This window comes from Paenibacillus xanthanilyticus (genome assembly GCF_042682185.1).
Lineage (GTDB): Bacteria > Bacillota > Bacilli > Paenibacillales > Paenibacillaceae > Paenibacillus_Z > Paenibacillus_Z xanthanilyticus.
Genome location: NZ_JBHUHA010000001.1, coordinates 1,764,276 through 1,786,386, shown reverse-complemented (window position 1 = coordinate 1,786,386; position 22,111 = coordinate 1,764,276). Strand labels below are relative to the sequence as shown.

Sequence of the window (22,111 nt, the reverse complement as noted above, 5' to 3'; positions counted from 1 at the left end):
CCCTTAGACGTGTACAATACGACTGTTGCCGGTTAAACGGTCAAACGCTAAGGAGGGCCTCAGACAATGACAACTGTACTGACGAATTTCGACACTTGGAAACAGTTCTTGTCCGAACGCGTCGAGCAAGCCAAGAAGATGGGCCTGAACGAAGACACGATCTCGAACCTCGCTTTCGAAATCGGTTCTTTCCTTGACGAGCGCGTCGATCCGAAGAACGACGAGCAGCGCATCCTGAAAGAAATTTGGGATGTAGGCAACGAAGAAGAAAGAAAAACGATTGCAAGGCTGATGGTGAAGCTGGTTAATTAGCAGCCTGCGCCATTTGCGGAAAGCCTCCGGTTTAGGGAGGCTTTTCTGCAATATTTCTAATCGCCGTTGCAGGAGATTAGCGAATATTGTAGAATAATCTTTCGAACCGCTACATATTGAAGGAAGCAAGGGACCATTTCCCTTGGACGAGGTGTCTCATGGAGTATAAACAGTGGTATATGGAATATAAGATACATAAGAACCGTCCAGGCCTGCTTGGCGATATCGCATCCTTGCTCGGCATGCTGGAAGTCAACATCTTGACGATCAACGGCGTAGAGAACCGCACGCGCGGCATGCTGCTGCAGACGAACGATGAAGAGAAAATCGAAATTTTAGGCCGCATGCTGCAGAAGGTGGAGAATATCACCGTTACGAAGCTGCGTTCGCCGCGTCTGGTTGATATTTTGGCCGTTCGTCACGGCCGTTACATAGAACGGGATTCCGATGACCGGAAGACATTCCGGTTCACGCGCGACGAGCTTGGTTTGCTTGTCGACTTCTTAGGCGAGGTATTCAAGCGGGAAGGCAATCAAGTGATCGGTCTGCGCGGCATGCCGCGCGTCGGGAAGACCGAGTCGATCATTGCGGGATCGGTCTGCTCCAACAAGCGTTGGACGTTTGTCTCCTCGACTTTGCTTCGCCAAACGGTTCGCAGCCAGCTGTCGGAGGAAGAGATGACGCCGAACAACATTTTCATTATTGACGGCATCGTCAGTACGGTACGTTCCAATGAGAAGCATTACGCTCTGCTGCAAGAGATTATGGCGATGCCATCCACGAAAGTAATCGAGCATCCCGATATTTTCGTGAAGGAATCCGCTTATGATTACAGCACTTTTGACTACATTATCGAGCTGCGCAACACGCCGGACGAGGAAATTAACTACGATTCCTTTACGGCGCATTACAACGACTTCTAAGAAAAGGGAGGTGTGGTCATGTCGGATTTGGGAGCCCTGCTCCGAAAGGCGCGGGAACAGCGCGGCTATTCGCTCGACGATATTCAGGACTTAACGAAAATTCGCAAGCGTTATCTGGAAGCGATCGAGGATGGCGATTATTCCATTTTGCCGGGCTCGTTCTACGTGCGCGCTTTCGTGAAAAACTACGCGGAAACGGTAGGATTGGACGCGGAGGAAGTACTCCGCCTCTATCAACACGAGATGCCAACGCCGCCGCAGGAACCGGTCGTCGAACCCGTGCAGCGTCCACGCCGCTCGCAAGTGCACACGACCGACCGTTGGAGCCGCTGGGGGTTTCGAGCGCTCATGTGGTCGTTTCTTATTTTGATTGTCGTGATCGTCTACGTATTCTACATTAATAATCCGACAGACGACGTGAATACCGCCGACGATCAGACGAAGCTCACGGACAAGATCGATACGGGGAAACCAGCGGACGCTGGAACGGGCACGAATAATACGTCGTCGGGCACGACGAACGGGCAGAACGCGACGAAGCCGGAGACAGTGACGCCGGATCCGGTCGTGCCGTCCACGCCGCCGCCGCAAGCCGCGCCTACGCTCGTGAAGAGCTCCGGCAGCATGGATTATTACGAGATTGCTGCGGAGGGCACGCATACGATCGAGATTAAAGCGACCGGCGGCGCCTGCTGGATCGGGATCCGGAACAAAGACCGGAACGGCAAATATGTCGAGAATACGACGCTGCAGGACGGAGAAAGCATCACAAGCGAATTTACCGGTCCGACGTACATCAGCGTGGCGAAAGCCAATATCGTCGAGGTCAAAATCGACGGTCATGTGCTCGACGACGGGGACAAAGTGAGCAAGTCGCATCGGTTCCAGCTTAATTTCGCCGAGACGGCTTCAGGCGGAGCGGGCTCGACGAACGGCCAAGCGACAGGCACGAATGCAAGCGGCGGCCAGACGGACGATACGGCAACCGAGTAAGAGGAGAAGAAGGCACTAGGCCGCGCGAGAAGCGGAAGGTGCCTTTTCTTTGTATAGGGGAATAGGGTATAATACGGGACGAAACCGTCGTTAAAGGAGTTGGAAGCATCGTGAGTTCGGAAAATTCATTTGATATCGTATCCAAAGTGGACATGCAGGAGATGAACAACGCCATCACACAGGCGGAGCGGGAGATCGAAACCCGATTTGATTTTAAAGGAAGCAAGAGCAGCATCAAGTTGGAGAAGGAAGAGCTTGTCGTCACGTCCGACGACGAATATAAGCTTGGAGCGGTGCTTGATATATTGAAGTCGAAGATGATCAAGCGCGGCGTGCCGATCAAGAACTTGGACTACGGCAAAATCGAAGCGGCCACTCTCGGGACCGTCAGACAGAAAATCCGTCTGAAAAGCGGAATCGAGCAGGATGTCTCGAAGAAGATCAACGTGCTCATCCGCGATTCCAAGCTAAAGGTGAAGAGCCAAATCCAAGGCGATCAAATTCGCGTAACCGGGAAGTCTAAGGATGACCTGCAGGCGGTCATGAATTTGCTGCGCGGGGCGGATTTGCAAGTGGAGCTCCAATTTACGAATTTCAAGTAAAACCGAACCCTACATAAACAGGCCAAAAGTCCCTTTCCAAGTCTCCGGATGCAGGAAATCGGGGCTTTCTGCTATTTTGACATTCGTATTTTGCTTGTATTATACTTGTTAAGATAGCTTGACTGAAGGGATCGGTTCCATGACAGAACGAGTTAAAGTAGTGACGCTTGGCTGCGAGAAGAACCTCGTGGATTCGGAAATCATGTCCGGACTCATCCATGAACGCGGATATCAGCTGGTCGATCAGGCCGATGACGCGACGGTAATCATCGTCAATACGTGCGGGTTCATCGATGCGGCCAAAGAAGAGTCGGTCAACACGATTCTTGACATGGCTGAACGCAAAGAGACCGGACGTTTGAAAGCGCTCATCGTATCCGGCTGCTTGACGCAGCGCTACAAGAAACAGCTGATGGACGAAATGCCCGAAATCGATGGGATCGTCGGCACCGGCGATTTTCACCATATTAATAAAATCGTGGACGAAGCGCTTCGCGGGAAGAAACCGGCCATGGTCGGCCACCCGGCGTTCGACTACGATCTGAAGCTCCCACGCATCATGTCGACGCCGCGTTATACCGCGTACGTCAAGATTGCGGAGGGCTGCGACAATGCTTGTACGTTCTGTTCGATTCCGATCATGCGCGGCAAGTTCCGCAGCCGTTCGATCGAATCAATCGTGGCCGAAGCGGAGGGGCTGGTGGCGCAGGGCGTGAAGGAAATTAGCCTGATTGCACAGGATTCAACCAATTACGGCACCGATATTTACGATGGATTTAAGCTGCCAGAGCTGCTTAATCGCGTCAGCGAGATCGAAGGCCTGGAGTGGGTGCGTCTGCACTATGCGTATCCGGGATTTTTCACGGACGAGCTGATCGAGACGATCGCGACCAATCCGAAGGTGTGCAACTACATCGATATGCCGCTCCAGCATAGCGAGGACAGCATCCTGAAGCGCATGCGCAGGCCGGGACGCCAGCGGGACGTTCGCGAGTTAGTCGCGAAGATACGTGCGCGTATTCCTGACGTGGCGCTGCGTACGTCGATGATCGTGGGCTTCCCGGGCGAGACGGACGAAGATTTCAACCGGCTGTGCGAATTTATTCGCGAGCTGAAATTCGACCGGCTTGGCGTATTTACCTATTCCGCGGAAGAGGACACGCCAGCGGTTCGGTTGCCGGATCATGTGCCGGACGATGTGAAGGAATGGCGGGCCAACACCTTGATGGAGATTCAACGCGAAGCAGCCAAAAGCAACGGCGGCAAATATATCGGACGCGAGATCAACGTGCTCGTGGAACGGTACGATGGCCGCAGTGACGTATACATAGGACGTTCGGAGTATGATGCTCCGGAGATCGACGGCGAAGTGTTCATTTCGAACTGCACCGTGCCGATCGGACAAATGCAGAAAGTGCGGGTTACGCACGCATACGAATTCGATATGTCCGGGGAGGGCTTATCGTGAACTTAGCTAACAAAATTACGCTCGCTCGCATCTTCCTCGTGCCGATCATCATGTTTTTGCTGCTGATCAACATGAATTTGAGCGAGCTCCGCTTCGAGGATTTCTCGATTACATGGAATCAGATTCTCGCGACGTTGATTTTCATCGTGGCGGCCGCGACGGATGGCTTGGACGGCTATATCGCGCGGAAGAACAAAATCGTCACGAATCTAGGCAAGCTGCTCGATCCGCTTGCGGATAAGCTTCTTGTGGCGGCCGTATTGATTTCGCTTGTAGAGATGGACAAAGTCGACGCCTGGATCGCGATCGTCATCATTAGCCGCGAATTCGCCGTAACGGGCCTGCGCCAGATTGCCCTGCTCGAAGGAGCGGTACTGGCTGCATCCACTTGGGGTAAATGGAAGACCGCGGTTCAAATTACGATGATTATCGCGCTCTTGCTGAACAATTTCCCGTTTACGTTCATCGATATCCCGTTTGACCAAATCTCCAGTTGGGCTGCCGCACTTATCACGGTATACTCGGGCATCGATTATTTCGTCAAAAACAAAAATCTTATTCCGCTAACGGAATAGGCCCTGCGTACAAGCATCATCACTTCCATGCGAAGGGGTGGTGCTTTCATCATATTTGGAATGGAGCGATGTAGATATGCGCGCAGAAATCATAGCGGTCGGGACAGAATTGCTGCTTGGCCAGACGGTAAACACGAACGCGACTTATTTGTCTCAGGGACTCGCGGAGCTCGGGATTGACGTTTATTTCCAAACGGTTGTCGGCGACAATGAAGGGCGCATCCGCCAAGCCATCGAGCTGGCGCGCGGCCGCGCCGATCTCATCGTCTTCACGGGCGGGCTGGGTCCGACGCAGGATGATTTGACGAAGGATGCACTGGCGAAGTATTTGAATGCGGGAATCGAGCTTCACGGCCCCACTATGGACAAAATCGAACAGTTCTTCTCGACGCGCGGCGTGCATATGGTCGAGAGCAACCGGCGTCAGGCCAACTCGATCGTCGGCAGCACGCCGCTTGCCAACGACGCCGGGCTGGCCGTGGGCAATGCGTTGACCGCGGACGGCACGCATTATTTGCTGCTGCCGGGCCCGCCGCGCGAAATGAAGCCGATGTTCGACGGCCCCGGCAAAGCATGGCTGAGGTCGGTCATTGGCGAGGAGCGGCGGTTGTTCTCGCGCACGCTGAAGTTTGCCGGCATCGGTGAATCGAGTTTGGAAGCTGCCTTGATGGACCTGATCGACGCCCAGACGGATCCGACCATCGCGCCTTACGCTAAGGAGGGCGAGGTCGCGATTCGCATCTCGACGAAAGCCCACACGGAGCTAGAAGCGTCCGGGAGGCTCGACGTATTGGAGGAGGCGATCGCGGAGCGTGTCGGCCAATACCTGTTTGCGCGGGAGGATATTCCGCTCGAGGAGGCGATTGTGCGCTTGCTGCGCTTGTCGCGATTCAAGCTGGCGAGCGCCGAGAGCTTAACCGGAGGCTTGTTCGCGGAACTGGTTACGAATATTCCGGGCAGCAGCGGGGAGTTCGTCGGAGGCGTCGTCACCTACACGAACGAGATGAAGCATCGACTGCTCGGCATACCGATGTCGCAGCTCGAAGGGGAAGGCGCGCCGGGCGCGATCAGCGAGTCGACGGCGTCGCTCATGGCCGAGCGGGTAAGGGAGCTGACGGACAGCGATTACGGCATCTCGCTGACCGGCGTGGCGGGACCTTCGGAGTCGGAAGGCAAGCCGGTCGGGCTGGTTTATTTCGGTCTATCGAGACGGGGGAAACCAACGATCGTACACACGGCGCATTTGAGCGGGAGCCGGAGCATCATTCGTACCCGCGCCGTGAAGTCGGCGTTGTACCGATTATGGCAGCTGCTGAAGGAGACCGAGTAGAGTTACAAGGGGAACTATGGCAAACTTGTGAAAACTAACGGAATCAGCTTGTCCGATTAACGAGTTTCCTCTATAATCGACAGTAACTGACGGAAGAACCGTGGCGAAGATTACTTTGCCGCGGTTTTTTTTTGCTTCCGCTGGCTGGAAGAAAAAATAAGAATATATGTTCGCAAAAAGTATTGTAATCAAGAACAAAACAAGGTATCATGAAACTATCAATCGAAAAGGGTGTGAATGCGTTGTCAGATCGTCGCGCAGCGCTCGAGATGGCTTTGCGTCAAATCGAGAAACAGTTTGGTAAAGGTTCTATTATGAAGCTTGGCGAATCCGCGAACATGACTGTTGAGACAGTATCCAGCGGTTCCCTGGCATTAGATATCGCCCTTGGAATCGGGGGATTCCCGAGAGGCCGCATTATTGAAATCTACGGACCGGAATCCTCCGGTAAAACGACGGTCGCGCTTCACGCGATTGCCGAAGTGCAGCGTTCCGGCGGACAAGCCGCCTTTATCGATGCGGAGCATGCGCTTGACCCGCTTTATGCGAGCAAGCTTGGCGTTAATATCGACGAGTTGCTGCTTTCCCAGCCGGATACGGGCGAGCAAGCACTCGAGATCGCGGAAGCGCTCGTGCGCAGTGGCGCCGTCGACATCATCGTTATCGACTCCGTTGCCGCACTCGTGCCGAAGGCCGAGATCGAAGGCGAGATGGGCGATTCGCACGTTGGTCTTCAAGCCCGTCTGATGTCCCAGGCACTCCGCAAGCTGTCCGGCGCGATCAGCAAATCGAAGACGATCGCGATCTTCATCAATCAGCTTCGCGAGAAAGTCGGCGTCATGTTCGGCAACCCCGAGACAACGCCAGGCGGTCGCGCGCTGAAGTTCTATTCCAGCGTACGTCTTGACGTTCGCCGCGTAGAGACAATCAAGCAGGGCAACGATATGGTTGGTAACCGTACGCGCGTGAAAGTCGTCAAGAACAAAGTCGCGCCTCCATTCAAGCAAGCGGAAGTCGACATCATGTATGGCGAAGGCATCTCCAAAGAAGGCAGCATCATTGACATTGGCGTCGAGATGGATATCGTTCAGAAGAGCGGAGCCTGGTTCTCCTTTAATGGCGAGCGTCTGGGCCAAGGCCGCGAGAACGCGAAGCAATTTTTGAAGGATCATAAGGACATCTCGAGCGTTATCGAGAAGCAAATCCGGGAAGCGAGCAATTTGGAGGCAGCGGCAGCGCTCAACGCCGGCGGCTTCAGCGCGGATGACGAAGACGAGGACGAGCTGGAGCTCGAACTGTAAGTCGGAAGCGTCAGCTTTATAATAAGACCGGATATGGAGCAGAACAGGGCCCTCTAGGCGCCTTGTTCTGCTTTTGGCATATATAAGGAGGCAAGCTTGCGTTGAACGAGCAGGGGCAAGCGGAGGGCGCCCAGACGGTCCGGATTACGTCTGTCGAGCAAATCCGCAAAGAGAAGTATCGATACAACTTGTTTGTGAACGACATTCAGGATGAACCATTTATCGCCGTGCATGAAGATATCATGATCAAGTTTCGCTTGTTCAAGGGGCGGGAGATCCATCCGGACGAACTGAAAGAGATCGCGGAGGAGGATACGAAGCACCGGGCATATGCGTTGGGCATTCAATATTTGGGACTTAGGCCCAGAACGCATAAGGAGATGGCCCAGTACTTGGCGCGCAAAGGTATCGACGAGCAGGCAGCGGAGCAGGCGATTGCTAGATTGAAGCAAGAGCGGTTGGTGGATGATGCCGATTACGCCAGCCGATTCGCCGCATCCCGGCTGCGCGGTCAAGCGAAAGGCAGATTGCTGCTTCGGCAGGAGCTGCGTATGCGGGGGATCGCGAAGGAGACGGCCAAAGAAGCAACCGACGAGCTCGATGCGGAAGAAGAGACGGCCGTTGCCTTGCGTGCTGCGATCAAGAAGTGGCCCTATATTAAAGGAGAGCCACGGGAGCGGCGGCATAAGCTAATGGGCTATCTGCTGCGAAGAGGATTTCCGGGCAGCGTCGTGAAAGAGGCGGTACGGGAGGCGATCAGGCAATCCGAAGCCGAGGATGAACCTGACATGCTTGACAATTGATTTTATCAACAGATAAAATGAATGATGTATTCCTTTATCATGAATCAATTTTCCTTCCAAAAGTTGATTCGTAAGCGATCATTTTCGTCACCAAACATGATTGTTGAAGCGGGATGAAACCCGGCTAGTACCGTAACACAAGGCGAAAGGGCTTCGCCGTCTTTGGTGGCGATGCAAGTTTCGTTCCGGAGAAATGCAAGTTATTTTATAAGCGTGAACCTTATAAATTCTTGTATTTCAATGAAAACCAAATAACTTACCCGGGCGTTTGCCTTGGTGGTGCAATGAGGAGGTGAGAAAGATATGGCAACCTGGCTCTGGCTTCTGATCATTCTCCTTGTTGGCTTGATTTTCTTTGGACTAGGCTATTATATTCGGAAGTTACTCGCCGAGGCCAAGATTTCAAGCGCTGAGCATGCCGCCGGTCAAATCGTTGACAATGCGCGCAAAGATGCGGAAGCGCTGAAAAAAGAAACGGTCCTCGAAGCGAAAGACGAAGTCCACAAGCTCCGTACCGAGGCCGAAAGAGACATTCGCGAACGTCGTAACGAGGTACAGCGTCAAGAGCGACGGCTCGTACAGAAAGAAGAGTCGCTGGATAAGAAAATAGAAGCACTGGAACGCAAAGAAGAACTAGTCGCCAACAAAGAGAAACGGATCGAAGAGACACAAGAGACAATCGATTCGCTCTACAAGCAGCAAGTAAGCGAGCTGGAGCGCATCTCGAACCTGACGATGGAAGAAGCCAAAACGATCATTCTCCAGAGCGTCGAGCAGGAAGTACGGCACGAGACGGCTCAGATGATCAAGGAGATCGAATCGCAGGCGAAAGAAGAAGCGGACAAAAAAGCGCGCGATATTATCTCGCTGGCTATTCAACGGTGCGCGGCCGACCACGTCGCAGAGACGACTGTATCGGTCGTAGCGCTGCCGAACGAAGAAATGAAAGGCCGTATTATCGGCCGCGAAGGCCGCAATATCCGCGCATTGGAAACGTTGACCGGTATCGATCTCATCATCGACGATACACCGGAAGCGGTCATCTTGTCCGGCTTTGATCCGATTCGTCGGGAGATTGCCCGCACATCGCTGGAGAAACTCGTCGCGGACGGCCGGATCCACCCGGCTCGCATCGAAGAGATGGTCGAGAAATCCCGTCGCGAAGTGGACGAGCGTATTCGCGAGTACGGCGAGCAAGCCACATTTGAAGTCGGCGTGCACGGTCTGCATCCGGATTTGATCAAAATCCTCGGCCGTCTGCGTTATCGGACAAGCTACGGCCAGAACGTGCTGAAGCATTCCATGGAGGTCGCGTATTTGACGGGTCTGATGGCAGCCGAGCTTGGCGAAGACATCACGCTTGCGAAGCGAGCAGGTCTCCTGCACGATATCGGCAAAGCGCTTGACCATGAAGTGGAAGGCTCTCACGTCGAGATCGGCGTCGAGCTTGCGAAGAAGTACAAAGAACATCCGGTCGTCATCAACAGTATCGCGTCCCACCACGGCGATTGCGAAGCGACTTCGGTCATCGCGATGCTCGTAGGCGCGGCGGATGCCTTGTCGGCCGCCCGTCCGGGAGCAAGAAGAGAAACGCTGGAGACGTATATCAAGCGGCTGGAGAAACTGGAAGACATTACGGAATCGTTCGATGGCGTAGAGAAATCGTACGCGATCCAGGCCGGACGCGAAGTTCGCGTCATGGTGCAGCCGGACAAAATCGACGATACCGATGCCTTCCGCCTGGCACGGGATATTACGAAGAAGATCGAAAGCGAGCTCGATTATCCGGGTCACATCAAGGTCACGGTTATTCGGGAGACGCGCGCGGTCGAATACGCGAAGTAATCGAATACGCATGAATTGCTGAAAGTGGCTGCGATGCAGCCACTTTTCGGATTTTCTGGGGACAAAAGAACGAGCACATGAAACGAGGTACGAAACATGAACGTGTTATTCATCGGGGACATCGTGGGAAGCGTGGGTCGAGCGGCCGTGAAGAAAGTGCTGCCTGCCCTGAAGTCTAAATATAATCCGCACATCATTATCGCCAATGGGGAGAACGCGGCGGCAGGTCGCGGCATCACGGCGGCCATCGTGAAGGAGCTGCTGGATGCGGGCGTGCACGGCATTACGATGGGCAATCACACATGGGACAACAAAGATATTTTCGAATGGATCGACGAGCAGCCGAAACTGGTACGCCCGGCGAATTTTCCGTCAGGCGCGCCGGGTGAGGGTGCAGCTGTAATCAAAGCAAACGGTAAAGAGCTTGCCATCATTAACTTGCAGGGCCGAACCTTCCTACCCGCGATCGATTGCCCGTTTACCAAGGCGGATGAGTTGATTGAACAATTGCAGCAGAGAACGAAGTGCATTCTTGTCGATTTCCACGCGGAAGCGACGTCCGAGAAAATCGCCATGGGCTGGCATTTGGACAGCCGTGCGTCGTTGGTCGTCGGCACGCATACCCATGTGCAGACGAATGATGACCGGATCTTGCCGGAAGGCACGGCGTATCTGACCGATGTGGGAATGTGCGGTCCGATGAACGGCGTGCTCGGTATGGAGCGAACGGCGGTGCTGCACAAGTTCAAGACGCAGCTGCCGGTTCGATTCGTGGTGGACGAGGGCGATTGGCATTTTCACGCCGTGCTCGTCGATATGGACGAGTCGACGGGGAAGGCGAAGCGAATCCAGAAAATTCGCCTGACCGAGACCGATCTGATGATGATGTAAGCACGGGGGCTATCGACTCGACATTGAATATATGAAAATTCTCGCAATTCGGAAGACTTTGCAAACTCCCCGCCAGAAAGAAGGAATTTTATTGCATCTCTCGAATACTATCTAAATAGTGGTATTCATCCATCTTTCCCGAGGAGGTACTTTTTCATGGAAGTCTTAAAAGTTTCAGCAAAGTCCAATCCAAATTCCGTAGCAGGAGCGCTGGCGGGCGTTCTTCGTGAACGCGGCGCGGCTGAATTGCAGGCAATCGGGGCTGGTGCGTTGAATCAAGCCATTAAGGCAGTTGCCATCGCTCGCGGATTCGTGGCGCCCAGCGGCGTCGATCTCATTTGCATCCCGGCTTTTACCGACATCGTCATAGATGGAGAAGACCGCACCGCCATTAAGCTCATCGTTGAGCCAAGATAGCGGTGCTGCCTATATAAGGGTGTTCCGATGGAACCTGTTTACCCCGTAGACAGGTTTTTTGCTTTGAAATGCGAGCGTGTACGTTACATGCTTATCGATCGCCTTGTATTTCTTAATGGTTGAATGCGGAATTCCCGTTCGTACGATTGTGAACGCCAACCAATCCGCACCACGCCGCCAAGGCTGAAGCGCGGCCGGCAGATGAAGGGTGAAGGAGCGAAGGATGATGAAGCAAGTAAGAAGCGTGGATTTTCATTGCGACGTATTATGGAAGCTGCTGGAGGATGAAACGTTATCGTTCGAGCATGAACCTTCGGGAAGGCTGGATGTGACGCTGTCTCGGCTTCGCGAGGCCGGTGCAGGCCTCCAGACGTTCGCGATTTTCATATCAAGCACCAAATCCACAAACATGGCGCCGATTCTAAAGAGCATCGATCTATTCTATGAGAAGGTGCTGGCGTGCCCCGATATGATGCACATTCAGACGAAGGAGGATTTGGAGAATGCCGAGCAATCCGGCCGCATCGGCGCGCTGCTCTCGCTCGAAGGCGCCGATGGGCTGCAGGGCGATATGGCTATGCTTCGGATCTTGTACCGGCTCGGCGTTCGCGCTTGCGGATTGACTTGGAACAACGCGAATTGGGGGGCGGATGGCGCGACGGAGCCACGGGCTGGCGGTCTGACGAGGAAAGGACTGGAGTTCGTGCAGGAATGCAACCGGTTGGGCATCCTACTGGATGTGTCGCATTTGAGCGAGAAGTCGTTTTGGGATATGGCCGACGCGACAACCCAACCATTGATTGCTTCGCATTCCAACGTCAAAGCGTTGTGCGACCATCCGCGGAATTTGAACGACGATCAAATCCGTGCGCTCATCGCGATGGATGGAAGAATCGGGTTTACATACGTGCCGCAATTTATTGTGCGAGACGGCAATGCGTCGGTGAGCGATTGCGTGAAGCATATCGAGCACATGTGTGAATTGGGTGGAGAATCGCATATCATGCTGGGATCGGATTTTGACGGCATTGATTCGCATGTGAACGGTCTGGCACATCCAGGCGAGCTGTATCGATTCAGGGAAGCGCTTCATAAATTGTATAAAGAGGAAACGGTCTCCGGATTCCTCAGAGACAATGCGTTCACCTTCTTGCGAAAGCATCTCCCGGCGGCGAATTAATCCGAGTCGTTTATCACGTTCCGATATGAATTCGATTGAAAACAGTTATATATAAAATTACATAATCCCTTGCATTTTAACAAGAGCAGTCATAGAATTTAGATATTGTTTTGTTTACAAATGCACCAAACTACGATGGCCAACATTCATCGCATGTATGTTCAAATAAGAGGAGATGTTTCATTTGATCAGTCAACTGTCTTGGAAGATCGGGGGACAACAAGGGGAGGGCGTTGAAAGCACGGACCGCATTTTCTCGACCGCGCTGAACCGGTTGGGTTACTATCTGTACGGCTACCGCCATTTCTCATCCCGCATCAAAGGCGGGCATACGAATAACAAGATCCGGATCAGTACACATCCGATTCGGGCGATTTCCGATGACTTGGACATCCTGGTCGCGTTCGACCAAGAGAGTATCGATCTCAACGCCCATGAGCTTCGTCCTGGCGGCGTCGTCGTGGCGGATGCGAAGTTTAACCCCGTTCTTCCCGAGACGGTGAACGCGCAGCTGTTCGCGGTACCGATTACGAAGATCGCCGAGGAGCTGGGCACCTCGCTCATGAAGAACATGGTGGCATCGGGCGCGTCCTGGGCGCTGCTCGGCCTGCCGCTCGAAGTATTCAACCAAGCGGTGGAGGAAGAGTTCGGACGTAAAGGTCCGGCGATCGTCGAGAAGAACGTCGAGGCGGTTAAGCACGGCGCGGAGTTCGTCCTCGAGCAAGCGGGCGGTCCGCTGGACGCCTTTAAGCTGAATGAGGCGGATGGCAAACAGAAGCTGTTCATGATCGGCAACGAAGCGATCGGTCTCGGATCGATTGCGGCGGGGTGCCGTCTTATGTCCGCCTATCCGATCACGCCGGCTTCCGAAATTATGGAATATTTGATTAAAAAGCTGCCGAAGTTCGGCGGTACCGTCGTCCAGACGGAGGACGAGATCGCGGCGGTTACGATGGCGATCGGCGCGAACTATGCGGGCGTGCGCACGATGACCGCATCGGCCGGCCCCGGTTTGTCGCTCATGATGGAGGCGATCGGCTTGGCTGGTATGACCGAGCAGCCGCTTGTCATCGTGAACACGCAGCGCGGGGGTCCGTCCACGGGTCTGCCGACGAAACAAGAGCAGTCCGATTTGAACGCGATGGTGTACGGCACGCACGGCGAGATCCCGAAGATCGTCATCGCGCCTGCGTCGATCGAAGATTGCTTCTACGACATGATCGAAGCGTTCAACCTTTCCGAGCAGTACCAAGTGCCGGTTATCGTCATGACCGACCTTCAGCTTTCCTTAGGCAAACAGTCCTGCGAGGAATTGAGCTTGGACAAAATCGCAATTAACCGCGGCAAGCTGGTCCGCGAAAGCGAACTGCCCGAGCTCGAACAGCATCAGCTGTTCAAGCGTTACGAGCTGACGGCCGACGGTGTATCGCCTCGCGTCATTCCGGGTGACAAGCACGGTCTTCATCATGTGACCGGCGTCGAGCATGACGAGACGGGTCGTCCATCGGAGAACGCCGGTAACCGTCAGCGCATGATGGATAAACGTCTGACGAAGCTGGACGGCATGGTCATACGTGACGCGGTACGTGCCGATTCGCCGAACACGCAGGCGGACCTGCTCATCATCGGCATGGGCTCGACCGGCGGCACGATCGACGAGGCGCGCAGCCGACTGGCCGGAGAAGGCATCACAACCAACCACATTACGATCCGACAAATTCATCCGTTCCCGGCCGACATCGTCAAGGCGGAACTGGATAAAGCGAAGAAGGTCGTCGTGCTTGAGAATAACGCGACGGCTCAGCTGGCGGCGCAGGTGAAACTGTACGCAGGCGGCGCAGACAAAATCGAAAGCGTGCTGAAGTACGACGGCAACCCATTCCTGCCTTCCGAAGTGTACAAAGCTTGCAAGGAGTTGAACTAGATGGCTACTTTTAAAGAGTTTCGCAACAACGTCAAGCCGAACTGGTGTCCGGGGTGCGGCGACTTCTCCGTGCAAGCGGCGATTCAACGGGCGGCGGCGAATGTTGGTCTGGAGCCGGAACAGCTCGCGGTTATTTCGGGCATCGGCTGTTCGGGCCGGATTTCCGGTTACATTAACGCGTACGGCTTGCACGGCATCCACGGACGCGCGCTTCCGATCGCACAAGGCGTCAAACTCGCGAACCGCGAGCTGACCGTCATCGCATCGGGCGGTGACGGCGACGGCTTCGCGATCGGCATGGGACACACCGTTCATGCCATTCGTCGTAATCTTGACATAACGTATATCGTCATGGATAATCAAATCTATGGATTAACCAAGGGTCAGACGTCCCCGCGCAGTGCGGAAGGCTTCAAGACGAAGTCGACGCCGGAAGGCTCGATCGAGTCGACGCTATCGCCGCTCGAGATTGCGATGTCGGCAGGTGCGACATTCGTGGCGCAGTCGTTCTCGAGCGATCTGAAGCAGCTGACGGCACTGATCGAGGCAGGCTTGAACCATAAAGGATTCTCGCTTATCAACGTATTCAGCCCTTGCGTGACATTCAACAAAGTAAATACGTACGACTGGTTCAAAGAGAACATCGTTAACCTGGATCAGTTCCCGGATTACGATCCAACGAATCGGATGGCCGCGATGAACAAGATTATGGAAACGAACGGCATGCTTACAGGATTGATTTATCATAATACGGAACGTCAATCATATGAGAATCTCGTCGCTGGCTTCCAGGAGCAAGGCTTGGCTAATCAAGACATCCAGCTTTCGCAGGATCAGTTTGAGAAACTGCTTGCAGAGTTTAAATAAGACTCGCCAGGGGCATACGGGCCGATTGGAGCCGTATGCCTTTTGATGTGTATTTGGTCACAGTTATAGTACGAAGATGGATGGGAAAGGATGAGGAATGGAATGAAACTCGTACCGGTAGGCGTATCCGCCAGACATATTCACCTCACGCAGGAGCACGTGGAGGTGCTCTTCGGCGAAGGCGCACAATTAACGGAGATGAAGCCGTTGTCCCAACCGGGTCAATATGCAGCGAACGAGCAGGTTGCCGTCATCGGCCCGAAGGGGACGTTCGCGAAAGTGCGTATTCTCGGACCGGCGCGTAAAGCGACGCAGCTGGAGGTATCGCGGACCGACGCGTTCGCGTTGGGCGTCAACCCGCCCGTACGCGAGTCCGGCAAAATTGAAGGCACGCCGGGCATTACGATCAAAGGACCGGCAGGCGAAGTGACGATTAACGAAGGCGTCATCGTGGCAGCACGGCACATTCACTTTCACACGGACGATGCGGAGCGCTTCGGCATTGTGGACAAGCAGCGCTTGACGGTTCGTCTGCAAGGAGAGCGCGGTCTCCTACTGGAGAACGTCATCGCGCGCGTATCGCCGGATTATGCCTTGGATCTGCATATCGACACCGATGAAGCGAACGCGGCCGGCGCCAAGACGGGCGACATGGCCGAGATTATCGGGTAATCGGTTTGAATAAAAGATGATCGAGCAACTCCCGCTGCTGCCCCTTGGCAGGCGGGAGTTTTTGCGTTCAATCGAGGGGGACTGCACAAGCAAGTCGTCCGAATAAAGTTTTATTGCATACACGCTTTTCCGCTTTTGAATGTACCGAGCATTTTTTCATGGCGTTCTATATTTTCGGTTGGATATGTAAAAGCGATAATGCTATAATATCGTATTGGATTGCGCTTGCATTTTTTCTACTCGGGTGAAAGAAGACTTGCGGCAGCCTGTGCCGCGCGCCAAAGGAAGTGAAGCTCAGATGAAGAAGGAGAATAACGGGTCGCCGGACATGAAAGTCGTCAAGGGCGAGAAGGACTACGCGAAATACTTCGATTTTTCGGGCGCCAAAGTGGTGAAGGAAGAGGACGGGCATACGACCTACCGCATTAGCGGCAGGGAGATTACGATCAATTCCGCGCCAAGCCATAAAGAGGAGAAGAAACGCGGCAAAGAAGAGATCCAAGTCCATTACGACTACACGATTCCCGAAGACATGCGATCGATCGGGGCGAATAAATATTATTTAATCTATACATACGGCTGTCAGATGAACGAGCATGACACGGAGGTCATGAAGGGCCTGTTCGAGCAAATGGGCTATACGGCCACCGAGGACCGCAAACAGGCGGACGTCATCCTGCTCAATACATGCGCGATCCGCGAGAATGCGGAAGACAAAGTGTTCGGGGAGCTCGGCCATTTGAAGCACCTCAAGCGGGAGAAACCGGATTTGATTCTCGGCGTGTGCGGCTGTATGTCGCAGGAAGAATCGGTCGTGGCCCGCATTCTGCAGAAGCACGCGTTCGTGGATATTATTTTCGGCACGCATAACATTCACCGTCTCCCTCACTTGATCCAGACGGCCTTGTTCAGCAAGGAGCTCGTCGTCGAGGTGTGGTCGAAGGAAGGCGACATTATCGAGAACATGCCGAAGAAGCGCGAAGGCATGCGGGCATGGGTGAATATCATGTATGGCTGCGACAAGTTCTGCACCTATTGCATCGTGCCGTACACACGGGGCAAGGAACGCAGCCGTCGTCCGGAGGACGTGATCGCCGAAGTGCGCGACTTGGCGCGACAAGGGTTCAAAGAAATTACGCTGCTCGGTCAGAACGTCAACGCGTACGGCAAGGACTTCGAGGACATACATTACCGCTTCGGCGATTTGATGGACGAGATCCGCAAAATCAATATTCCGCGCATCCGTTTCACGACGAGCCACCCGCGCGATTTCGATGATCACTTGATCGAAGTGCTGGCCAAGCGAGGCAACCTGGTCGAGCACATTCACCTGCCGGTGCAGTCCGGAAGCACGGAAATATTGAAGCGGATGAGCCGCAAGTACTCCCGCGAGACGTACTTGGAGCTGGTGCGCAAAATCAAGCTGGCGATTCCGGACGTCGTGCTGACCTCCGACATTATCGTCGGCTTCCCGGGCGAGACGGACGAGCAGTTCGAGGATACGCTGTCGCTCGTGCGCGAGGTCGGCTTCGATATGGCGTATACGTTTATCTATTCGCCTCGCGAAGGCACGCCGGCCGCGGGCATGGAGGATAACGTGCCGGAGCAGGTGAAGAAGGAGCGGCTGTATCGTTTGAACGACCTGCTGTCGGAATTGAGCCGGGAGAGCCACGAGCAGCTGAAGGGGCAGATCGTGGAAGTGCTCGTCGAGGGCGAGAGCAAGAACAATGCGAACGTGTTGGCCGGACGGACGCGGACGAACAAACTCGTCCACTTCGAAGGTCCGAAAGAGTGGATCGGCGAATTCGTCCAGGTCGAGGTGACCGACGCGCAGACGTGGTACATTAAAGCAAAGCCCGTGAGCGGACCGGTAAGGGAAGACGCGGTTTCATAACTGAGGAGAGTGACGATAATGGCAAACGAACAAGCGACTGCAGCATCCCTGCCAGGCTGCGGACATGACCATATTCAAGGACACGAACATGCGAGCAGCGACATGCCAAGCTTCCGCAACGAAGATTTGATCGTGCGTGCGGATATTATGGCGAAGACGAAGGAGCTGGCCGAGATGCTCTACACCGCGGAGGAAGTCCAGCAATTCCGCCGCGCCGAGCAGCAGATCAACGGCAACGAGCGTATCCAAGGGCTGATCGCCCAGATCAAAAAGAAACAGAAGGAGCTCGTCGCGTTCCAGAACACATTCAAGAACGCCGAGATGGTCGCCAAGATCGAGAAGGAGATCGACGAGCTGCAGGATGAGCTGGACGGCATCCCGATCATCGGAGAATTCCAGCAGAGCCAATCGGACATCAACTATCTCCTCCAGACGGTCGTCTCGATCATTCGCGACACGGTGGCAACGAAGATCAACATGGAAGACGTCGAGCAAGAAGCGCCGGAGAACTGCGACTAGTTCGTGACTCGACTGGGATTTGACGTAAGGCAACATAAAGGATAAGCAGCGTGCAATCCGGCTAGGATGAGCATGCAAAAGCAGAATAGGGCGGTTCCAGCGTGACGACGAGTGACGCAGGGACCGTTTTTTTCTGCGGAAATAAGTGCCGTAACCGCCCGCGCATAAAGGACTGGAGCATGTCCGATCCTAACGAAGGCTTATGAAACAGCCGGAAGCAGCCGCGGGGAGGGAAGCACGATGAGCGACAACGGTTCTCAGAAGAAAGAGCCGGCGTCGAACGGACCGGAGCATCAAGGACGTTCGGCCGCGAAGAAGAAATCGAAGTAAAGCAGGAGACACGCGAAGAGCGGCTTTCCCGAAGCGTCGGAAGACGAAAGGGAGGAGCCGCTCTTTTGGCATTATTGGGGGAACGTGAAAATTCTTAGCTGGAGAGCGTGCGTTGAACCGCGACGGACGAGGCTGCGGCACGCCACCGTAAGGTGAGCAGCAGGGAGACGAGCGCGATCCCGCCGCCCAACCAGAAACCGCTCGCGAGTCCGTAGCCTTCGTTCATGAAGCCTGCGACGAATGGGCCGGCGAACATGCCGGCGCTGTAGACGGCTTGGTAGAAGCCCATCGCCGTTGCCCGTTTCGCGGTTTCGAAAGGCGTGATGGCGAGCGCCAGAAACAACGGAAAATGAAGTCCTTGCGCGATGCCGTTGAACGCTTGGGTGACGGCCAACATCCCGAGCGAGCCGGAAAGCGGAATCGCGAGCGTAAAGACGGCGCTCAGCGCAAATCCGGCGGCAATGACGTTCCAGATGCCGAACTTCGGCGCCAGATAGCGGCCCGTTACGAATGTCGTGAACGCGTGCGGCACCATGAAAGCGACGACGATCCAGGTGAGCTCGCTCTTGGTCGCCCCGAGCGCCGTCGCGTGCAGCGGCGTAAAGCCAAACATCGTAATGAACAGCACGCCGTGGGCGAGAATCGAGAGTACGGACACTTGAATCAGTAAGCGCGTCCGCACGACGCTGCGCAGCATGCGCAGCGAGATCGGGGCCCGTTCCACGCCTTCCTTGGGCTCCTTGACGAGAAGGGCTATCAGCAGGCCGATGACGCCGAAGCCGATTCCGGCGGCGAATGCCGCATTCCACCCGCGAGCGCCGGCGAGCTGGCCGCTGAGAATCATCCCGATGAGTTGGCCGGCTGCGGTCATGAAGCTAATGTTGCTCATGGCCTTCGTGGATTCCGAGGAACGAAAATAGGCCGCATAGAGAACCGTAAAGGCCGCCCAGACCGAGGCGCATACGCCCGAGATGATTCGTCCGGCCAGCGGCCAAACCCACGAGCCCGGCATCATGAACAGCAGGCAGCTAAGCGCGCCGGAGATCATGCCGAGCAGCAGGAACGGCTTGCGCTTGTGAAGCTTGTCGGAATAGAGGCCCAACGGAAACCGGATTAATAGCTGCGTGAACCCATAACTGCCGAGCACGATGCCGATCATCGTTCCCGAATAGCCGCGCTCGCTCAGGAACGGAGAAAGAATAGGGACATAGACGTAGAGGGTAGACCAATACAGCAGCGTAACGACGATAAAGACGAGATGATCCATGCGGCTGGCTGCAATCGCGGGATGGTCGTCCGGTCGAGAATGGGAGTCTTGCACGAATCGGTCATCTCCTTTTCGTAAGGGCGATAATCCCCCTAAATGTAGCGGATGCGGGCAGAAGTGACAATCCTTTTTTTAGAGAAGACGCTGTGGCGCAGTATGATCGAGGCGGTTTGGGGCAAACTACCAGCGACTTCTTACCTAAGGAGGGATGCGTATGAACGCGTATCGTTGGGTGATTTTGGCATTAGCAGGGACATGGCTCGTCTTTGGACTCGTACATCCGAACACTGCCGGTGCGGAACCGGCCTATGCCAAGTGGGGAAGAATGGCGGTCAAAGAGACGATCAAGCGCTATCGCGCCGACGTCATCGATTATAAGCATGTGGGGCGGCAGGTCGAGTCGGACGGCCTCGTATCGGAGACATTCAAGTTGATTCTGAGCAAAGAGGGTCGTCAATTCGCGGTGACCGTCCAAATTTGGTTCGAGGGTCAAAGCGAGCAAGTGGTCCGCCTGCAATTCACGGAAGAAGGAAAGTCCGCCGGTAGCATGAAGCAGCCGAAATACCGAATCGTTTTGAAACGACAGCCATTCGTCCGCGTATGGTAATTTATCACAGTTGGGAGGTTTGGATATGTTATTTTCGACAACGGCAACAATTGAAGGACGTCCGGTGCAAGATTACCTGGGCGTCGTCACCGGGGAAGCGATCATGGGGGCGAATATCGTGCGGGACTTATTCGCTTCGATTACCGATATCGTAGGCGGACGCTCCGGGGCGTACGAGACGAAGCTGAAAGAAGCCAGAGACCTTGCGTTCAATGAAATGGGCAGCCATGCGTCGCGGCTCGGCGCGAATGCGGTCGTCGGCATCGACATCGATTACGAAGTCATCCGGGACGGCATGCTGATGGTCGCGGTTAGCGGCACGGCCGTCCGGTTGTAGTGACATAGGCGAAACAAGCCCCGAACGAACACTCGCTTTTCAGGCGGGTGTTTTTTCTACTTCAAAGCGTTTATAAGCTTCGCGTATAGAAATGAGCTTAGAATGCTCCAAAACGCAACGCGCATCGCCGCTTACAGACGGCGCTGGTCGTTATGCCTTGTGCCGCGGCGTTTTGCCTTTGCTTTTACGACTGGACACGCGAGAGGGCCGGGTTTACAATGCTTATGAAGAGTAGACGTTAGCGGCAATCGGGCGCGCGAAAGACAGGCGAATTGAAGGAGGCGTTCCGAGTGGACATATTCCGGCTCATCGCGGAGGAGCGGATCAGGGAAGCCATGGAGAATGGGGAATTCGATCATTTCGAAGGCAAAGGCAAACCGCTAATGATGGAGGATTTGTCGCATGTCCCTGAGGATTTGCGGATGAGCTACAAAATTATGCGCAATTCCGGCTACCTGCCGCCCGAGATGCAGCTCGCCAAGGAAATCGTGTCGCTTCAGGAGCTGCTTGCGCTGTGCAAAAGCGAAGAAGACCGCGAACCGCTGCGAAGCCGGCTGAACGAGAAACGGCTGCGGTACCGCATGATGGCGGAAGCGAAAGGGTTGTACGACAATGCCGCTTTCGCGCAATACGAGCATCTGATCAAGGGCAAATTAGAAGGAGATGACCGGCAGTGAATCAGGAAATTACGACGGCGGAGCTGCGCGAACGTCTGGAAGCGGGCGAGAAGCTGAATTTGATCGACGTGCGCGAGGTGGACGAGTGGCAGGATGGCCATATCGCCGAAGCGAAGCTTATCCCGCTTTCCGAGTTTACGGAACGGCTGGACGAGATCGAGAAGAACGATCAGCCGATCTACATCATTTGCCGCAGCGGCGGACGCAGCGGCAAGGTATGCAGCTATTTGGCGCCGCAAGGCTATAACGTTGTCAACGTTCAAGGCGGCATGCTCGCCTGGAGCGGCGATATCGTAACCGGCGAATAAGCGAATCCTTATAAAGTGAAGGACGCGAGTACGGGTCTCCCGTGCATGCGTCCTTTTTGTCATGCGCGC

Annotated in this window: 23 protein-coding genes; 22 read left to right on the top strand and 1 reads right to left on the bottom strand. The window is 54.7% G+C overall.

Annotated elements, in window-relative coordinates:
- Positions 1-66 precede the first annotated feature (66 nt).
- From ACFSKT_RS07215 to ACFSKT_RS07130, 18 genes are all read left to right on the top strand, one after another.
- The gene (locus ACFSKT_RS07215) at positions 67-312 is read left to right on the top strand and encodes a DUF3243 domain-containing protein (protein WP_377722093.1); all 246 of its coding nucleotides are present in this window, start codon (positions 67-69) and stop codon (positions 310-312) included.
- A 158-nt stretch (positions 313-470) separates the two neighbouring features.
- A complete protein-coding gene (locus tag ACFSKT_RS07210) occupies positions 471-1,235 on the top strand; it encodes a DUF3388 domain-containing protein (protein WP_148928090.1) in 765 nt (254 codons plus the stop codon).
- A gap of 18 nt (positions 1,236-1,253) precedes the next feature.
- Entirely contained in the window at positions 1,254-2,228 is a 975-nt protein-coding gene (locus tag ACFSKT_RS07205; RefSeq protein ID WP_377722092.1) for a RodZ domain-containing protein, read from the top strand.
- A gap of 110 nt (positions 2,229-2,338) precedes the next feature.
- Positions 2,339-2,830, top strand: a complete 492-nt coding sequence (locus ACFSKT_RS07200) for a YajQ family cyclic di-GMP-binding protein (RefSeq protein WP_377722091.1) — start codon at positions 2,339-2,341, stop codon at positions 2,828-2,830.
- A gap of 139 nt (positions 2,831-2,969) precedes the next feature.
- Positions 2,970-4,298 carry a 30S ribosomal protein S12 methylthiotransferase RimO gene (gene rimO, locus ACFSKT_RS07195; RefSeq protein ID WP_377722090.1) on the top strand — a complete coding sequence of 443 codons (1,329 nt, stop codon included), beginning with the start codon at positions 2,970-2,972 and terminating at the stop codon, positions 4,296-4,298.
- On the top strand, positions 4,295-4,873 hold the full coding sequence (gene pgsA / locus ACFSKT_RS07190; RefSeq protein ID WP_377722089.1) for a CDP-diacylglycerol--glycerol-3-phosphate 3-phosphatidyltransferase: 579 nt from the start codon (positions 4,295-4,297) through the stop codon (positions 4,871-4,873). Before rimO ends, pgsA begins: the two co-directional genes overlap by 4 nt.
- Positions 4,874-4,949: 76 nt before the next feature.
- Positions 4,950-6,203, top strand: a complete 1,254-nt coding sequence (locus tag ACFSKT_RS07185) for a competence/damage-inducible protein A (protein ID WP_377722088.1) — start codon at positions 4,950-4,952, stop codon at positions 6,201-6,203.
- A gap of 242 nt (positions 6,204-6,445) precedes the next feature.
- Positions 6,446-7,504, top strand: coding sequence for a recombinase RecA (gene recA / locus ACFSKT_RS07180; RefSeq protein ID WP_377722087.1), 1,059 nt, complete (start codon positions 6,446-6,448; stop codon positions 7,502-7,504).
- 101 nt (positions 7,505-7,605) lie between these two features.
- Positions 7,606-8,307, top strand: a complete 702-nt coding sequence (locus ACFSKT_RS07175) for a RecX family transcriptional regulator (protein WP_377722086.1) — start codon at positions 7,606-7,608, stop codon at positions 8,305-8,307.
- Between the two features lie 303 nt (positions 8,308-8,610).
- Entirely contained in the window at positions 8,611-10,152 is a 1,542-nt protein-coding gene (gene rny / locus ACFSKT_RS07170) for a ribonuclease Y (protein WP_377722085.1), read from the top strand.
- A gap of 96 nt (positions 10,153-10,248) precedes the next feature.
- On the top strand, positions 10,249-11,043 hold the full coding sequence (locus ACFSKT_RS07165) for a TIGR00282 family metallophosphoesterase (RefSeq protein WP_377722084.1): 795 nt from the start codon (positions 10,249-10,251) through the stop codon (positions 11,041-11,043).
- A gap of 156 nt (positions 11,044-11,199) precedes the next feature.
- Complete coding sequence (locus ACFSKT_RS07160; protein WP_006286829.1) at positions 11,200-11,460, top strand: stage V sporulation protein S; 261 nt, start codon at positions 11,200-11,202, stop codon at positions 11,458-11,460.
- 226 nt (positions 11,461-11,686) lie between these two features.
- Entirely contained in the window at positions 11,687-12,640 is a 954-nt protein-coding gene (locus ACFSKT_RS07155) for a dipeptidase (protein ID WP_377722083.1), read from the top strand.
- A gap of 184 nt (positions 12,641-12,824) precedes the next feature.
- Positions 12,825-14,564 carry a 2-oxoacid:acceptor oxidoreductase subunit alpha gene (locus ACFSKT_RS07150; protein WP_377722082.1) on the top strand — a complete coding sequence of 580 codons (1,740 nt, stop codon included), beginning with the start codon at positions 12,825-12,827 and terminating at the stop codon, positions 14,562-14,564.
- Entirely contained in the window at positions 14,565-15,431 is an 867-nt protein-coding gene (locus ACFSKT_RS07145; protein ID WP_377722081.1) for a 2-oxoacid:ferredoxin oxidoreductase subunit beta, read from the top strand.
- A gap of 102 nt (positions 15,432-15,533) precedes the next feature.
- Positions 15,534-16,103, top strand: a complete 570-nt coding sequence (gene pduL / locus ACFSKT_RS07140) for a phosphate propanoyltransferase (RefSeq protein ID WP_377722080.1) — start codon at positions 15,534-15,536, stop codon at positions 16,101-16,103.
- A 298-nt stretch (positions 16,104-16,401) separates the two neighbouring features.
- Positions 16,402-17,997: a tRNA (N6-isopentenyl adenosine(37)-C2)-methylthiotransferase MiaB gene (miaB, locus tag ACFSKT_RS07135; RefSeq protein ID WP_377722079.1), complete on the top strand. Its 1,596-nt coding sequence runs from the start codon at positions 16,402-16,404 to the stop codon at positions 17,995-17,997.
- An 18-nt stretch (positions 17,998-18,015) separates the two neighbouring features.
- Positions 18,016-18,516, top strand: a complete 501-nt coding sequence (locus ACFSKT_RS07130; protein ID WP_377722078.1) for a YlbF/YmcA family competence regulator — start codon at positions 18,016-18,018, stop codon at positions 18,514-18,516.
- Between the two features lie 424 nt (positions 18,517-18,940).
- Here the strand turns inward: ACFSKT_RS07130 and ACFSKT_RS07125 are convergent, their stop codons facing one another.
- Positions 18,941-20,167 (bottom strand): MFS transporter, encoded by a 1,227-nt coding sequence (locus ACFSKT_RS07125; protein ID WP_377722077.1) that lies wholly within the window; start codon positions 20,165-20,167, stop codon positions 18,941-18,943.
- A 160-nt stretch (positions 20,168-20,327) separates the two neighbouring features.
- Between ACFSKT_RS07125 and ACFSKT_RS07120 the strand changes: the two genes are divergently transcribed.
- The 4 genes from ACFSKT_RS07120 (at position 20,328) to ACFSKT_RS07105 (ending at position 22,042) form a co-directional block, all read left to right on the top strand.
- Entirely contained in the window at positions 20,328-20,720 is a 393-nt protein-coding gene (locus ACFSKT_RS07120) for a DUF3889 domain-containing protein (RefSeq protein WP_377722076.1), read from the top strand.
- 25 nt (positions 20,721-20,745) lie between these two features.
- The gene (locus ACFSKT_RS07115; protein WP_148928073.1) at positions 20,746-21,057 is read left to right on the top strand and encodes a YbjQ family protein; all 312 of its coding nucleotides are present in this window, start codon (positions 20,746-20,748) and stop codon (positions 21,055-21,057) included.
- 290 nt (positions 21,058-21,347) lie between these two features.
- Complete coding sequence (locus tag ACFSKT_RS07110) at positions 21,348-21,734, top strand: DnaJ family domain-containing protein (protein WP_377722075.1); 387 nt, start codon at positions 21,348-21,350, stop codon at positions 21,732-21,734.
- Positions 21,731-22,042, top strand: a complete 312-nt coding sequence (locus ACFSKT_RS07105; RefSeq protein WP_377722074.1) for a rhodanese-like domain-containing protein — start codon at positions 21,731-21,733, stop codon at positions 22,040-22,042. The genes ACFSKT_RS07110 and ACFSKT_RS07105 overlap by 4 nt, the downstream gene beginning before the upstream one ends.
- Positions 22,043-22,111: the final 69 nt, after the last annotated feature.